This window comes from Achromobacter veterisilvae (assembly GCF_900496975.1).
Classification (GTDB): domain Bacteria; phylum Pseudomonadota; class Gammaproteobacteria; order Burkholderiales; family Burkholderiaceae_B; genus Achromobacter; species Achromobacter veterisilvae.
This window is the reverse complement of the sequence record NZ_UFQC01000039.1, coordinates 30,787-45,484: the sequence shown is the minus strand read 5'-3', so window position 1 is coordinate 45,484 and position 14,698 is coordinate 30,787. Positions and strand designations below refer to the sequence as shown.

The 14,698-nt window shown below is 63.7% G+C and carries 14 protein-coding genes and 4 tRNA genes; 9 read left to right on the top strand and 9 right to left on the bottom strand.

Annotated elements, in window-relative coordinates:
• Window positions 1–33 precede the first annotated feature (33 nt).
• From tilS to AVE30378_RS26450, 3 genes are all read left to right on the top strand, one after another.
• The gene (gene tilS / locus AVE30378_RS26460; RefSeq protein WP_425265796.1) at window positions 34–1,008 is read left to right on the top strand and encodes a tRNA lysidine(34) synthetase TilS; all 975 of its coding nucleotides are present in this window, start codon (window positions 34–36) and stop codon (window positions 1,006–1,008) included.
• 160 nt (window positions 1,009–1,168) lie between these two features.
• A complete protein-coding gene (locus AVE30378_RS26455; RefSeq protein ID WP_129245212.1) occupies window positions 1,169–2,434 on the top strand; it encodes an aspartate kinase in 1,266 nt (421 codons plus the stop codon).
• A gap of 86 nt (window positions 2,435–2,520) precedes the next feature.
• A tRNA-Ser gene (locus tag AVE30378_RS26450) sits at window positions 2,521–2,613 on the top strand.
• A 151-nt stretch (window positions 2,614–2,764) separates the two neighbouring features.
• Here AVE30378_RS26450 and AVE30378_RS26445 read toward each other — a convergent pair.
• The 3 genes from AVE30378_RS26445 to AVE30378_RS26435 all read right to left on the bottom strand — a co-directional run bounded on the left by AVE30378_RS26445 (window position 2,765) and on the right by AVE30378_RS26435 (window position 5,378).
• Window positions 2,765–3,403, bottom strand: coding sequence for an SDR family oxidoreductase (locus tag AVE30378_RS26445; RefSeq protein ID WP_129245210.1), 639 nt, complete (start codon window positions 3,401–3,403; stop codon window positions 2,765–2,767).
• Window positions 3,404–3,480: 77 nt separating this feature from the next.
• Window positions 3,481–4,410 (bottom strand): alpha/beta hydrolase, encoded by a 930-nt coding sequence (locus tag AVE30378_RS26440; RefSeq protein ID WP_129245208.1) that lies wholly within the window; start codon window positions 4,408–4,410, stop codon window positions 3,481–3,483.
• A 50-nt stretch (window positions 4,411–4,460) separates the two neighbouring features.
• A complete protein-coding gene (locus AVE30378_RS26435) occupies window positions 4,461–5,378 on the bottom strand; it encodes an alpha/beta hydrolase (protein ID WP_129245207.1) in 918 nt (305 codons plus the stop codon).
• A gap of 127 nt (window positions 5,379–5,505) precedes the next feature.
• Between AVE30378_RS26435 and AVE30378_RS26430 the strand changes: the two genes are divergently transcribed.
• Both AVE30378_RS26430 and mnmH read left to right on the top strand, forming a co-directional pair.
• Window positions 5,506–6,465 (top strand): LysR family transcriptional regulator, encoded by a 960-nt coding sequence (locus AVE30378_RS26430; RefSeq protein WP_129245205.1) that lies wholly within the window; start codon window positions 5,506–5,508, stop codon window positions 6,463–6,465.
• 212 nt (window positions 6,466–6,677) lie between these two features.
• Window positions 6,678–7,742 carry a tRNA 2-selenouridine(34) synthase MnmH gene (gene mnmH / locus AVE30378_RS26425; RefSeq protein ID WP_129245203.1) on the top strand — a complete coding sequence of 355 codons (1,065 nt, stop codon included), beginning with the start codon at window positions 6,678–6,680 and terminating at the stop codon, window positions 7,740–7,742.
• 45 nt (window positions 7,743–7,787) lie between these two features.
• Here mnmH and AVE30378_RS26420 read toward each other — a convergent pair whose 3' ends face one another.
• Window positions 7,788–9,734: a GH25 family lysozyme gene (locus AVE30378_RS26420; RefSeq protein WP_129245201.1), complete on the bottom strand. Its 1,947-nt coding sequence runs from the start codon at window positions 9,732–9,734 to the stop codon at window positions 7,788–7,790.
• Complete coding sequence (locus AVE30378_RS26415; RefSeq protein WP_129245200.1) at window positions 9,731–10,753, bottom strand: GH25 family lysozyme; 1,023 nt, start codon at window positions 10,751–10,753, stop codon at window positions 9,731–9,733. Before AVE30378_RS26415 ends, AVE30378_RS26420 begins: the two co-directional genes overlap by 4 nt.
• A gap of 264 nt (window positions 10,754–11,017) precedes the next feature.
• Between AVE30378_RS26415 and AVE30378_RS26410 the strand changes: the two genes are divergently transcribed.
• Together AVE30378_RS26410 and AVE30378_RS26405 are read left to right on the top strand one after the other, a co-directional pair.
• Window positions 11,018–11,094, top strand: a tRNA-Arg gene (locus AVE30378_RS26410).
• Between the two features lie 82 nt (window positions 11,095–11,176).
• Window positions 11,177–11,253: transfer RNA gene (locus AVE30378_RS26405), tRNA-Arg, on the top strand.
• Window positions 11,254–11,346: 93 nt separating this feature from the next.
• Here AVE30378_RS26405 and AVE30378_RS26400 read toward each other — a convergent pair.
• Window positions 11,347–11,577, bottom strand: coding sequence for a DUF3079 domain-containing protein (locus AVE30378_RS26400; RefSeq protein ID WP_129245198.1), 231 nt, complete (start codon window positions 11,575–11,577; stop codon window positions 11,347–11,349).
• A gap of 198 nt (window positions 11,578–11,775) precedes the next feature.
• On the opposite strand from AVE30378_RS26400, the gene AVE30378_RS26395 reads away from it, so the two are divergent.
• A tRNA-Arg gene (locus tag AVE30378_RS26395) sits at window positions 11,776–11,852 on the top strand.
• 94 nt (window positions 11,853–11,946) lie between these two features.
• Here AVE30378_RS26395 and AVE30378_RS26390 read toward each other — a convergent pair.
• The 3 genes from AVE30378_RS26390 to AVE30378_RS26380 form a co-directional block, all read right to left on the bottom strand.
• A complete protein-coding gene (locus AVE30378_RS26390) occupies window positions 11,947–12,195 on the bottom strand; it encodes a hypothetical protein (protein WP_129245196.1) in 249 nt (82 codons plus the stop codon).
• Window positions 12,196–12,328: 133 nt separating this feature from the next.
• Window positions 12,329–12,928 (bottom strand): helix-turn-helix domain-containing protein, encoded by a 600-nt coding sequence (locus AVE30378_RS26385; RefSeq protein WP_129245194.1) that lies wholly within the window; start codon window positions 12,926–12,928, stop codon window positions 12,329–12,331.
• A gap of 151 nt (window positions 12,929–13,079) precedes the next feature.
• Window positions 13,080–13,880, bottom strand: a complete 801-nt coding sequence (locus AVE30378_RS26380) for an SIR2 family NAD-dependent protein deacylase (protein WP_129245191.1) — start codon at window positions 13,878–13,880, stop codon at window positions 13,080–13,082.
• A gap of 167 nt (window positions 13,881–14,047) precedes the next feature.
• On the opposite strand from AVE30378_RS26380, the gene AVE30378_RS26375 reads away from it, so the two are divergent.
• Window positions 14,048–14,662 (top strand): cysteine dioxygenase family protein, encoded by a 615-nt coding sequence (locus AVE30378_RS26375; protein WP_129245187.1) that lies wholly within the window; start codon window positions 14,048–14,050, stop codon window positions 14,660–14,662.
• Window positions 14,663–14,698: the final 36 nt, after the last annotated feature.

Here is a 14,698-nt window from a genome sequence, read left to right as displayed (position 1 = left end):
CCGCTCCCCTTGTCTTCCGATCTTGCTGCGGCCCTGCGCCGCGCGCTGCTGGCCCTGCCCGAGCGTCCCGCGCGCATCGCCGTGGCGGTGAGCGGCGGGGCGGATTCGGCCATGCTCGCCGTGCACGCGGCCGCCGTGGCGCCCGAGCTTGGCATTGGCGTCGCGCTCTTCCACGTGCATCACGGCCTGCAGGCCGACGCGGACGAATGGGGGCGGCAGGTGGGCGCGCTGGCGGCCCTCCTGGGGCTGCCGCTGTCGGAAGCCCGCGTCGAGGTCGGGCTGGCGACGGGCAAGGGCATCGAAGCCGCCGCGCGCGACGCCCGCTACGCCGCGCTGGCGCAACTGGCGCATGCGCAGGGAACGACCCACGTGCTGCTGGCGCATCATCGCAACGACCAGGCGGAAACCGTGCTCCTGCGTTTGCTGCGCGGCACGGGGCTCGCGGGCATGGCGGCCATGGCGCCCGTTTCGCGGCGCGATGGCGTGGTCTATGTGCGCCCCTGGCTGGAGCTCGATCGCGAAACGATCCTGCGGGCGGCGGACGCGGTCCGGGACGCCAGCGGCTGGCGGCCGGTGCAGGATCCCACCAATGCGGACCCCCGCTACACGCGGGCGGCCCTGCGCGAATTGCTGGCGCCGGTGCTGGACGCCCGCTGGCCGGGATGGCGGGCCATCGTCGCCCGGCATGCGCGCCACATGGCGCAGGCGGCCGAAATCCTGGACGAGGTGGCGCGGGAGGATTTCGCGGCGCTCGATCCCGGCGCGGACGGGGCCAGCTTTTCGCTGCAAGCGTGGCGCGGCCTGTCCGAGGCGCGGCAGGCGCACGTCCTGCGGCATTGGCTGGAGCGCAACGGCGCGCGCATGCCCACCGACGCCCGCATGCGGGACCTGCTGCGCCAACTGCGCGGACTGCACAGCCTGGGCCACGACCGCCAACTGCGGGTGGAGCAGGCCGGCCACGTCATCCGCTGCCATCGGGGCAGGGTCTGGGTGGAGCCCAGGGGATAGCGTCTCGTGGCGGGTCCGTCGCGGAATTTCCGCGAATAAGCGCGCCGATAACCGCGGTATGGACAGAAATTCGCGCAAACTGCGCAAAATTTTACCGTCGCGCTAGAATATACGGCTTTGCCCGTCAACCTTTGCGGCGGGTTCCCAGCCAGAGTACGAGATGTCCCTGATCGTTCACAAATATGGCGGTACTTCGATGGGCTCGGTCGAGCGCATCAAGAACGTGGCGCGCCGCGTCGCGAAGTGGCACGCCGCCGGCCACCAGGTTGTCGTTGTCCCGTCGGCGATGGCGGGCGAAACCAATCGCCTGCTGGGCCTGGCGCGCGAGATTTCGCCGCAGCCCGACGCCCGCGAGCTCGACATGATCGCCGCCACCGGCGAACAGGCCAGCAGCGGGCTGTTGGCCATTGCCCTGCAGGCCGAAGGCGTGCCGGCGCGCAGCTATGCCGGTTGGCAAGTGCCCGTGCGCACGGATTCGTCCTTCACGAAAGCCCGCATCAGCTCCATCGAAGACGCCCGCATCCGCGGCGACCTGGACGCCGGCCGCGTGGTCATCGTCACGGGCTTCCAGGGCATCGATCCCGAGGGCCACATCACCACGCTGGGCCGCGGCGGTTCCGATACCTCGGCCGTGGCCGTGGCGGCCGCCATCAAGGCCGACGAATGCCTGATCTACACCGACGTGGACGGCGTCTACACGACCGATCCGCGCGTGGTGCCCGAAGCGCGCCGCATGGCCGTCGTTTCCTTCGAGGAAATGCTGGAAATGGCGTCGCTGGGCTCCAAGGTCCTGCAGATCCGCTCGGTCGAATTCGCCGGAAAATACCGTGTGCCGGTCCGGGTCCTGTCCTCGCTGACCGACCCGCTTATCCCGCTCGAAGAAGAAATGGTCTCGGGCACGCTGATTACTTTTGAGGAAGACGAAAAAATGGAAGCCGCCGTTGTCTCCGGCATCGCCTTCAGCCGCGACGAAGCCAAAATCACCCTGTTGGCCGTTCCGGACAAGCCCGGTATCGCCTTCTCCATCCTGGGTCCGGTCGCCGCCGCCAATATCGACGTCGACATGATCGTGCAGAACCAGTCCGTGGCCGGCACGACGGACTTCTCGTTCACCGTGAACCGCAACGAGTTCGCGCGCGCCGTGGACCTGCTCAAGCGCGAAGTCATCCCCGCCGTGGGCGCGCGTGAATTGTCCACCGACGAGAAGGTCGCCAAGGTCTCCATCGTCGGCATCGGCATGCGCTCGCACGTGGGCGTGGCCAGCCTGATGTTCCAGACGCTGTCGCAGGAAGGCATCAACATCCAGATGATCAGCACCAGCGAAATCAAGACCTCGGTGATCATCGACGACAAGTACATGGAACTGGGCGTGCGCGCGCTGCACAAGGCCTTCGGCCTGGACCAGGCGCCCGCCGAGAAGGCCTGATCAGGGATTCGGCACGATTTTTTTGCGATGAGGGCCCGCCGGGCGGGCAAGAGCGAAAAAAGTCGTGCTAGAATCTCGTTCTCTTCGGAGATGTGCCCGAGAGGCTGAAGGGGCTCCCCTGCTAAGGGAGTATGTGGCTAAAAACTGCATCGTGGGTTCGAATCCCACCATCTCCGCCAGATTTTCTCCGAGTTGGCTCCGGCCGGCATCGGGGATAAAGAACCCGCAATCGTGAAAGCGATTGCGGGTTTTTTCATTTCAGGATGGTTCCAGCACTGGGCTGCGCCAGAGCCAGAGAGGGCAAACCACTTGGGCATCTTCGGCCTCGCTTTACATGAAGTACGGTTTATCGCCGTCGCTGTCCGGCTTATTCACGCCTAGGCTCTCGCCCACATACAGTCCGGGATTCGCAATAAGCTTGGCAATCAGATCGGCCACGCTCTTGCGTGACACCACGGTGCCCTTGAAGGGTTGACCCTTGGCCGTGGTTTCATAATCCACCTCGTCTTCGTCCATCAGCCAGGCCGGGCGCACGATGGTGTAGTCCAGGCCCGAGGTTTCGATGGCGTCGGCCGCGCGTCTATAAGGCTTGAGGTCTTCACCGATGGTGGCGTTGTTCCATTCGCCAAACTTGCCAGGTACTTCGTCGTAGATGCCCAACGACAGAACGAAGACCAAGCGCTTGACCCCTGCGGTCTGCATTGCAGCAATGACTGCTTGGGCCAGCTTGTCCAAGTCTTCGCCGATAAGGTTGGCATAGACGATGTCCTGCCCAGCCATGGCGCTCTTGAGCAGTTTCTTGTCCAGCACGTTGCCGATCACGACCTTGGCGTTCGCGGGCTCCTGGCCCGTGAGCCTCTTCGGGGCGCGCAGCAGCAGCGTTACAGCGCTGTCCGGCTGATTGGCCAGCGTCTTCACGACCCATTGCGCGATCTGTCCGCCGGCGCCGAGGATAAGGATGTTTTTCATGCTTGTTTTCCCAATGTGACAGCGGGCGCCTTGGCGCCCGCGGGTTGGAAGGCGGCAGTAATCCACGCCCCGAAGGCCTAGAGGTGGTCCTTGAAGAACGGCACCACCTTGGCCATGGCGATAGCCACCGGCTCGGGCTTGTCGTACAGGTCATAGTGCGACCAGCCCTCGGCCACGACGATGTGCTTGTTCGCCGAGGCGGCGCGGCTGTAGATCTCCCAGCCGTCGCGGTAGGCGCCGAAGCCGCCGGGCTTGTCTCCGATGACGACCATCAGAGGTTGGGTCAGCAGCACCTCGGCGTTCAAGAAGGCATCCCAGCCCATGGCCGCGCCGCTGAACGACATCAACTGGCTGGTGGCGCCATGGGGCTGTTGGCCGCGCGCGGTCTTGTAGTAGTCGGTGGCCTCCAGAACATCGATGTCAGTGATGCCGGCCTTCTGAGCAGAAGCTACGGATTCGGGCAGCAGATCGGCCACGTCGCGCTCGGCACCCTGGGCCTGGGCCGCACGCATCTGAGCAATGTTCCGGGCGAGTTCGAGCGGTTTGAACTGGGCGAAACCTTCGCGAATCAAGCGGCCGTAGTTCACGCCAGTGATGGACACCAGCGCCTTGAGGCGATGGTCGGTGATGCCCGCATGCACGGTGTAGGCGCCGCCGCCGCATACGCCGATGGCACCAATGCGTTCGGCCTCCACATAGGGCAGCGATTGCAGGTAATCCACAGCGTAGCGGATGTCCGAGACGCGGATGGCCGGGTCCTCGATGAAGCGCGGCATGCCACCGCTGGCCCCCTGGAAACTGGCGTCATGTACCAGCACGACAAAACCTTGCTCGGCCAAGCCCTTGGCGTAGATGTTGCCGGCGGTTTGCTCCTTGCAACTGCCGATGGGGTGGGTGCTGACGATGGCGGGGTACTTTTTCTTGTCGTCGAAACCCGGCGGAAGGTAGATATCCGCAGCGGTTTCCCAGCCAAGGTTCTGGTAGGTGACGGTCTTGATATTGCTCATGGATGGCTCCGTGTCGGGTGAAAATAAGAGTGGTACAGCCTTGGAATGGCTTACTTCAGCTTGGCCAGGAAGAACGGAGCCAGCTTCGAGACGGCCTCGTCCACGTACTTGGGCACGTCGTACAGATCCATGTGGTCAGCGCCCTCGACGACATGCAGAGTCTTGTCCTTGCTGGAGGCGCGGGCTATCAGGTCGTCGCTCATCCACTTGCTGCCCGCATTGCCGCCTGCGACGGCCAGGATCGGCTGGGTCAGGAAGGCTTCGGCCTTGTTGTAGGCGTCGTAGGTGATGATCTGCGTGAGGCTGCGTGCCAGCGTGTAGCCGGGGGCGTTGGGATGCTCGCAGCGCGGCGTGTGGTAGTACTCCCAGGCGCCGCGCAGTTCGGCGTTGGGCGCGTCCTCCTCCTTCAGAGGGGCCAGCGGTATGGTGGCCATGTCGTTGCTGCTGGCGTCGGCCGTGCGCGCCGCGGAACCCGCCTCCAGGTAGGGCAGGGCATCCGCGTCCTTGACGGAGCCGTCCCAGCCATTGCGGAACATCTGGCCGATGTTCACCGCGCTCACCATGCCCAGCGCCTTGATGCGGCGGTCGTTGATCGCTGCGTTGGCGCTGTAGCCGGCGCCTGCGCAGATGCCCATGGCACCGATCTTGTCCTGATCCACGTAGGGCAGCGTGGTCAGGTAGTCGATCACGGCGCTTACGTCTTCGGTGCTGATATAGGGGTTCTCCAACTGGCGCGGCTCGCCCGTGCTCTCGCCCTGGTAAGAGCGGTCGAAGGCAATGGCGATCAGGCCGTGCCCGGCCAGCTTCCTCGCATACAGGCCTGCGGTCTGTTCCTTCACGCCGCCGCCGGGGGGCGAGACAACGACGGCCGGGTACTTCCTGGATTCATCGAAGCCGGCGGGGAAGTCGATGACGGCGGCCAGAGTGATGCCTTGGCCGTTGAGATTCTTGAAAGTGACGTGGGGCATGTGCGTTCTCCTGTGGTGAATGAAGGGTCGTCAGCAGGTGTTGCGAGGACAGGACTTCATCGTAGGAGCGGCATTGGATTAGATAAATGGCCTTCTGGAAACATGACTGGTTAGTTAAACTAAACAAATGCCCATCGAACCTTCTCTTGTCTCCACGCTGACGTGGTTCGCCCACATCGCCCGCCATCGCAGCTTCACTAAGGCCGCCACGGAGATGGAGGTGACGCGCGCGGCCCTGTCCCAGCACCTGAAAGGGCTGGAGCAGCATCTGAACGTGCGGCTGCTCAATCGCACGACGCGGGACATGTCGCTGACGGAGGAAGGACAGCGCCTGCTGGATGTCCTGCAACCCGCGCTGACGGCCATCGAGCGCGCGGTCGCGGAGCTGGGCGAAGCGCACGCCGAGCCCTCGGGCCTGATCCGCATGAACGCTTCGCGCATAGCCGCGCGGCTGCTGATCGAGCCGCACATGGGTGAGTTTCTGGCGCGCTATCCGAAGTTGCGGCTGGAACTGGTGATGAACGACGGCTTCTCGAACATCGTGGCCGACGGCATGGATGCCGGCTTACGCCTGGGTGAGAGCCTGGACGAGCACATGGTGGCGGTGCCTGTCACGCCTCCCATCGAGATGGCCATCGTGGGGGCGCCCGCGTATTTCGAGCGGCATGGACTGCCCGAGACGCCGGCCGATCTCATGCGGCACAACTGCCTGGCATACCGCTTCACCTCCAGCGGCACGATCGACCGCTGGTCGTTCACATCGCCTGATGCCGAGGGACGAACGGTGCTGTTCGAGCCCAAAGGCAACGCCGTGTTCAACGACGACGAAAACATGCTGAACGCTGCGGTTCAGGGTGTGGGTTTGATCAAGTATCTGGATCTTTGCGTTCGCCGACACCTGGCGGACGGGAGGCTGGTACGTGTGCTCGCGCCCTGGTGCCGGCCGTTTCCAGGCTTCTACCTCTATGTGCCGTCGCGCTCGCAGATGCCCGCCAAGATCCGGGCGCTGATGGATTTCCTGATCGAGCGGCGGGAACAGCTTGCGCAGCAGTCAGGCAAAGCTTCCGCGCCTCGCAAGTCGGGCTGACGACGCGCGATCCTGCCCGCCGCCTCGAAACGCCTGTGTCGCACCTGGCGCGAAAAGCGGCGGGAGCATATAGCGGCCGCAATCTGACCCAACCTATTGCCCCATAAGATCTTTCGTCCCGCTTCATGTCAGCACGAGAGAATTGACGGCGGACCTTTTTCATGTCCGGGCCGCATGAGAGAATTCCGCTTTCCCTTCTTCGCGCCGCTCCCTTGAAACACCTGCTCGCCACGCTCGACCGGCTGGACGATTTCGATGAAGTCATCGACGTGCGCACGCCGCTCGAATTCGCCGACGACCATGTCCCCGGCGCGATCAACGCGCCGGTGCTGAGCAACGAAGAGCGCGTCGTGGTCGGCACGCTGTACAGGCAGGCCTCGCCGCTCGAGGCCTCGCGGGTCGGCGCCGCGCTGGTGGCGCGCAATATCGCCGCGCATCTGGACACCACCTTCGCGGACCGGCGCCAGGGCTGGCGGCCGCTGATCTATTGCTGGCGCGGCGGCATGCGCTCCGGCTCCATGACGACCATGTTCAACATGATCGGCTGGCGCGCGCGGCAGCTCGACGGCGGCTACAAGACCTATCGCAGCTCGACATTGGAGGCGCTGGACCGCTTGCCCGCGGCCCTGCGCTACATCGTGCTGGCCGGGCCCACCGGCAGCGGCAAGACGCGCCTGCTGAACGCCCTGGCCCAGGCCGGCGCGCAGACGTTGGACCTGGAGCGCCTGGCCTCGCACCGCGGCTCGCTGCTCGGGGCCTGGGCCGGCGTGCCCCAGCCATCGCAAAAAGGCTTCGATACGCTACTGGCGCAGGACTTGCGCGCGTTCGATCCGTCGCGGCCGGTATTCGTCGAGGCCGAGAGCCGCAAGATCGGCGCGGTCGCCTTGCCGGCGGCGCTGCTGGCCGCCATGCACGCGAGCCCCTGCATCGAGGTCAGGTCCACGCGCGAGGACCGCGCCGCCTTCCTGCTGCAGGACTACGCGCGGCTGTTCGACGATCCGGAATCCCTCAAGGCGCAGTTGCGACGCATGATCGGCCTGCACAGCCGCGAGCGGGTGGGCGGCTGGCAGGCCCTGGTGGACCAGCGCCTGCGCGTCGAACTGGCTCGCGAACTGATAGACCGGCACTACGACCCGGCCTACGCCCGTAGCTGCCATGCGCATTTCGCGCGGTTGCCGCAAGCGCTGCGCCTGGACTTCCGGCCGAACGACGCGGATGTTGTCGAACAGGCCCGGGCGCTGCTGGCCGGGCTGGAAGCGGCGGGCGCCGTATCCTGAGCTGCGCCCGCATTGGCAAGGTGTCAATGCGCTTCGGCAGGCGGCTCAATCGACCGCCTTCAGAGCCACGTTGTCTTGTCCGTCTTTGAAAAGACGGTACTGCGCTTCGGTGCCAAAAAACACTTCGCCAGTGGTTTTGGTGCCTACGCCCTTGATATTGAGCGTGCCGGAATACTGCCAGAGGGTCCAGGGGTTTCGGCCGCTCAGCTTTATTCCGGTCGCGCCATAGCTGCCCAGCCAGATCATGAATTCGTTGGAGCGGTCGTCCAGGAAGGTCGATAGGTTGTGGCGATTTCCATAGAGTAGCGGCGTTTTTTCATAGTGGCCGCGAACCCTGGACGCCAGGTCGAGTATGTCGGTCTTGGCCTTGTCCATCCCGATGGCGTTCAGGCAATCCAGTTGTTTCTTGCTCTCGCCTTTGGGGTGCACGATTTCTATCGCAAACGGCAGGGAGTCGGGATCCATGGATACGATACCTGCGATGCGTTTCATCTGGTCGCTGGGCGATAGACAGAAGTCATACTTCAGGTAGGCGCCGCGATCCATCTTCAGCGCTTTGGCATTCGACCAGCGGTCCTTGAAGGTCGGGTCGGGGCCAGCCCAGCCTGCGGCTCGGGCATAGATGAATCGCGGGGAGTTTGCCTGGGAAAACGTCTGCCAGTCGATCCGGCCGTCGGCCGATGACAGGTCGAAGCCCTTGATGGGGTAGATGTCGGGCGGTTTGAAGATCTTTATGTCCGGCCTGCCGGGGATGCTGCTGACAGGACCCGGCGGCAAGGTCATCCGTTCGATGGCTTGGGCCTGTCCCGCCGGTGTAGCGGGTTCGGTCGGCACGGCCGCCACAGCGGTGCTCGATTCGGGCGTGCCGAATTTGGCCGGCGTTGAGGGTGAGCCCGGGGCGCCGTAGGCGTTGGCGGCCGTCATGACGCCCCGCGCGCCGCGGTCCGACAAGAAGAAGAACCCGCCCAATGCGGTCCCCGCTTGTGCGGGGCCTATCCAGGGCGCGCTGAGGCTGAATCCAGGGTTGGCTTTGGACTTCAGCCGGGTAATCCTGGCGTAGCTGCTGGAAAGGTAAGTCGTCAACGCAAGCGTGCGCGTGAGGCCTTGCTGTTGGACTTTTTCCCCGTCGTCGCCGACGACACTGTAGGCTTCCCAGTACAGCGGATCGGCCTCGCCGTTGGAGACGCCCTCGATAATCAGATCGAAGAATAGGCTGCCTCGACTCGGATCCAGTGAAAGTACGAAGTCGTCGCTGGATCCCGCTGTAAGCGCATAGGATCCTCGTTTTACAAATGTGTCCGGATTGCCTCCGGCCTTGCCGTTGGTGAAGAAGTTCCCGCCGTAGCATGCATTGACGAGCGTCAGAACATGGAAGTAGCGCGTTGCCAGCGCCTCTACCGCCGAGGCGAATTCCTGCATGCGGTACATGTGCTCGGACCCGCCGGGATCCTTGGCCGGACTTAGCACGAACGCGGCCGGCACATCGGTCTGCCCATCTTGGGTGCCGTACCGGCCGTGGCCGGAATAGGCGATCAGGAGCCTGGCCATCTTGTTGAAGTCGGCCGCGCGGTTGGGCAGGTACTTGTATAGGAAATAGTTAATGTTCTCGGGGGTCGCGTCCTTGTTTCGCAGCACGATGACTTCATCGAATTTCTGTGTCTCGACAAGAAACCGCACGAGCCGGTCGCCATCCACCTTGGCCGCCGGTAGATCGCTATTGGGCATGTTCGGATACGAATCGATTGCGATCACTAATCCGATGGCACGCGTAGCGGCGCTATCGGAGACCCGCAGAGCGTCTCTGATGCGCACGTCCAACTGTTGTTTCCCCGGAGCGGCATTGAAATGCTCGAAATACGGGCAATATTTGGCCTCGTGGGCCGGGGCGCCGTTCGCGCAGGTGCCGGAATAGGGTTCGGGTTCAGCCCCGAGAGCGGTTGCCGTCAGCGAGACGGCAATGCACCCCAGCCTCAATGGCGATGGACGTTTCATTCGAACGCCTTGATGCCGAGAAGGGTGTAGAACGTGGCGGGCTCGCCCTTGAAAATGTTGGCGTCGAAAGCATCGTTAAAGCCGATCGCCATCTTGGCGGAGTCGGTGTATTGCCACAGCACCCATTTGACACCGTTGATGGTCCTGGGAATCTCATTTGCCTGAGATGTCTTTGAGTAGTCGGCTATCCACAGAGGGTATCGTGAAAGTGCTTTGAATTTCTCTTCAGAGCCGATCCGCTCGTTCCACCATGAGCGAGCCGTATAGATCATCGGTTTGCGATTCAGCTCTGTTTCGACGACGGACAGGAAGGCCATGAGTGTTTCGAGAATCTCATCGGGCTTGCGATCCGTCCAGCGGTCCTTCGACGCCGAATTTTCCTTGTCCCACTCCAAGTCTACGACGGGGGGCATGTCTGTTTCCAGCAGGCCGCCGTTGGCCTTGATGACCTTGACGAAGGTCCTGCCTTGGATCTTTCCCCATTCCGCCGGGGCAATTCTGCCGTCGCCGCTGGAAAGGAAATGAAAGGCTCCGCGATGGACTTCGCTGCCTTTCGGCAAGTTTCCGGTTCGGGTCCAGAAGCTTGAGAACTTGGGGTCGAGATACCTGGCGCCTTGGGTGGCCTTCATGTAAATGAAGTGAACCTCGCGCTTGCGCAGTTGTTCAATGGGAAAAGCGGAGTGCGTGTGGTGGCTGATGTCGACGCCGAACAGTGAATTTGTGCGCGGCGTCTTAAGAACCGCATCCACTTTGACGTCGTCAGGGAAGCGGAAAGCGTTGTAGAGATTGAAATACTGGGTAGGGTCTTCGGAGCCGGCGGCCGCGTCAATCTTCAGGATTTCGTTGAAGAGATCCTTGCGGGAAAGATCATCGGTCAGGTAGACCAGTCCAAGGGTCGCGGCGCTTGTCGCGGCAGCCGATTCGGTAGGTGTCGTATCCAGGGCGTGGGCCGATTGCAGGGCAAACAGCGCGGCAATTGCGGCCAGATAGGCTTCCAAGCGGCGAAGACTCGAGAGCATGGAGGCGCTCCTCTTCAAAGATGGTCGACAGACCCCTGCTTGGCACCGTGCGCCACTCGTCTTTGAGCGGCTACACGCGACGCTTGAGCAAGTGGCAGGCCCGGTTGGTTCCACGCACGCTTTTTACTGCCGCGCCGGGGTGTGCCGCAATGGTGAGAACGCACTCCTTCCCGTGCATCGGGCCGGCTTGGCGTTCCTGTGCCCGGGCCCCCTGACTTGCGCAGACCCCGAATTAGGGCTATCATTCAAGGCTTGCTTTGAAACGCGCCCGTAGCTCAGCTGGATAGAGTACCTGGCTACGAACCAGGGGGTCGTAGGTTCGAATCCTGCCGGGCGCACCAGTTCAATGAAGCAAGAGCAGTAAGAGTAAACGCAATAAAAAAGCGGCAAGATTTTCTGATATAATTTTGCCTCTTTGCCGAAGCGCCCGTAGCTCAGCTGGATAGAGTACCTGGCTACGAACCAGGGGGTCGTAGGTTCGAATCCTGCCGGGCGCGCCAAGTCCCATTCATTGGGCCTGGCCAATACAGCAAAGAAAATGGAAAGGCCTTTGATCTCGCATCGAAGGCCTTTTTGTTTTGCGGGCCGGCTTCTCAGTGCGCCTGCGTGGCCGGGTGTTTTTCCTTGGCGGCGTCTTGCGGCGCTTCTTCTTCGTCGAAGCCCCAGTCTCCCACTGTGTACCAGTCGTCGCCCAGCAGTTCCGCGGGATGCATGGTGCGGCCCGATCCGTTGCCGCAGGCAAGCGAATCGGTCGGACAGTAGCGGTCGCAGCCCCAGCAGATGCGTTCGGGGTGCGTGGGATGCAGCGGAAACTTCTTGGCCATGGCGGATGCCTGATGTCTGGTCCGCGTCGGGAAAAGGGGTGAATCGCGGCGCGGCGCGGATCCGTCGCGTACGCATCCAGCGTACTGCGCTGCGCGAGCGTTCTCCTTGACCGCGGTCAAACATGGCCGGCGCCTGCCAGGCGCCCGCCCGATTTGCGCGCGGCGTTTGTTCCATGGTATAAACACGCCTCTTTCGGGGCGCCCGTAGCTCAGCTGGATAGAGTACCTGGCTACGAACCAGGGGGTCGTAGGTTCGAATCCTGCCGGGCGCACCAACCCAATTCGAGAACATTGCCGCGGTTTTGGCGGAATGTGAAAAAAGCGGCTTGATGATCTGTCATCAAGCCGCTTTTTCTTTCTGCGCGGCATTCATTGTCGGCGCCGGTCCATCGCCGTCAACGCAGTGCCGCTCTTGAGCAACTGATAGGCCTGTCCGCCCAGCCATGCGACCTTGTCGCCCGCGCTGGTGCGGCATACGCAATGGGTCTTGGGGTCGAAGCGCGACGTGCCCAGCGCGGAATACGCGTCAGGGTCCGAGACGAATCGTTCGATGCGGTACAACGTGCCGTCCGGGGCGGTGGCGAGGACGTCGGTAAGTCGTCTTGCTGTGCCGAGCATATTCATACCTCCATGCGCGGGTCAATGATGTGTGCGGCGCCAAAGTCGTTTGAACATTTCAAGAGTGCCAGGCGGGAAGTTCGATGTTCCGGCGCGGGGCAGGGCCTGCCCATCCTTTCAGGACGAACGGGTCCTAATGAAAATGTCCTCCTAACAATGAATCGTCGAGCTGGTCGGGAGAGACGCCCAGGGCTTCGGAGACGCGGTCCAGGATGACCTGCCGGGGCCGTGGGCGCGGCCGTTCCAGTTCGACATAGATGGAGTGGTCGACGCCTAGCCGGGCAGCCATGTCAGCGGTGCTGATATTGAGATGCTCGCGCCATGCGCGTATCAGGCTCCAGTCGTTGCCGGTTTTCAGATTGACGACAGCTAATGGCACGTGCCCTTGGCCCGCGGCAAGCTTCTTGCGCGGCGCAGGTTTCCTGCGGGCATCGTGCACGCCGCTTCTTGCGGCGCTTTTGCGGGATTCGCCGCGAGGCGCGGTGACGACGGATTCGGCGGTGAAGATCGCGCCGCCATTCACTTGGCGATACTGGTCGTTGCCGATCCAACAGAGGGTTTCGCCGTTATCGAGCATGCATTCGCAATCCAGGTGGTAATTGCTGGGCATGTTCTCGAGTTTGGCGATGGTTTCGGTGGTCGTGGCGTGACGCACCACACGGTGCAGGACACCGTCTGGCGAACGCACGAACACGTCGGGAAGTCTCCAGGAAAACGGAATGATGATCTCCACGGCCGAAACCTATTTCGCCACTGTATCCCGCAGTGCGCACGGTGGGATTTGGGGTTTCCCCTGGACTTGCGGGCAGCGTGGATTCAACGCGACACCGTTGGCTGCAATCCTCACGAATCTTCACGCTGCAAGGCCTCTGGATCGCAGTGCGCTACGGATCGGAAGGGCGGTCGCCGGCGCCAAATCCCGCGCTGGCCAGCAGCTTGGGCACGATGTCGGCGGCCGCGCCGCGCAGGTTGTGATGGGCGCGCGCATCCAGCGGCGTGGCGGCGGGGTTGATCTGCGCCACGACCGCGCCCGCGGCCAGCGCGCGCTGCGGCAGTTCGGCCGCCGGGTAGACCAGCGCCGAGGTGCCGATGCTCAACAGCAGGTCGCATCGTTCCGCGGCGCGGATGGCGGTGTTCCAGGCGTCGGCGGGCAGGCTTTCGCCGAACCAGACGACGCCGGGCCTCACCGGCGCGCCGCAGCGCGCGCATGCGGGCGGCGCGATGCGCCGGCCTTCCTCCGGTTCGTTCGGCGCGCCTTCCGGAAACGGCTGCGGCGCGCCGCAGGACGAGCAGCGCGGCGCGTGCAGGCTGCCGTGCAGATGCACGACGTGGGTACTGCCCGCCCGTTCGTGCAGGTCGTCCACGTTCTGCGTGACGACGATGAGTTCCGGGACGCGCCGCTCCAGTTCCGCGATGGCGCGGTGCGCGGCGTTCGGCGCGGCGAGCAGGACCTGGGCGCGCCGCCATTCGTACCAGCCCCAGACGATGTCGGGGTGGGACCGGAACGCTTCGGGCGTGGCCAGCGCCTGCGCATCGAAACGGGACCACAGGCCCGTCAAGGCGTCCCGGAAGGTGGCGATGCCGCTTTCGGCGGAAACGCCGGCGCCGGTGAAGACGACCACGCGGCGCGCCTCTTGCAGCGCGCTCGCCAGCGTGGCGGGTATATCGTGATGCGGATTTTTCATTTCTTATCTTCGAGACAGTCCGATACGCTGCACGCGCAGGGGCGGCCCTGTCAAGAAAAGCTCGGCGCGATCGCCCGGCCGGCGGCAGGGCCATGAGTGCGCATCCGTCCCGAATCGTGGATACTGTTTTTTCAATCTGGGATATCCAAACGCCTTGGAGAAACGCAATGCCTGAATCTCACGCCGGCCTGGACCGGCTGCGCCATTTCATCGCCACCGCGACGCGGCTGGCGTCGCCGACGGCGCTTGCGCAGACCCCGGCGCTCGAGGCCGCGTTCGCCGACCTGGTGCGCCACGACGACTGGCTGCCCGAGGCCTGTACCGCGCCGCATCCGCAGTATTACCAGCAGTACCTGCTGCACTGCGACCCGCTGGAGCGGTTCTCGCTGGTGAGCTTCGTCTGGGGGCCGGGGCAGGCCACGCCGGTGCACGACCACGAAGTGTGGGGCTACGTGGGCATGCTGCGGGGCGCCGAGGTCAATCAGCGCTACGTCCGCGATCCGGACGGCCGTATCGCGCCCACGGGGGCTGCGACCACGCTGAAGCCGGGCGACGTAGAGCGCCTGTCGCCGGCCGAGGGCGACATCCACCGCGTGTCCAATGCCTACGCGGACCGCGTGTCCATCAGCGTGCACATGTACGGCGGCAATATCGGCGCCGTGTCGCGCCATGTCTACGACCCCGCCAGCGGGCAGGCCAAGCCGTTCGTGTCGGGCTATTCCTCGGCCAGCCTGCCGAACCTGTGGGACCGTTCGGAGGCCGTCCGGGCGGCCATCGCCTAGCAAGCCTGTTCGCGCGCGGCGTCTCATGCTATGTTT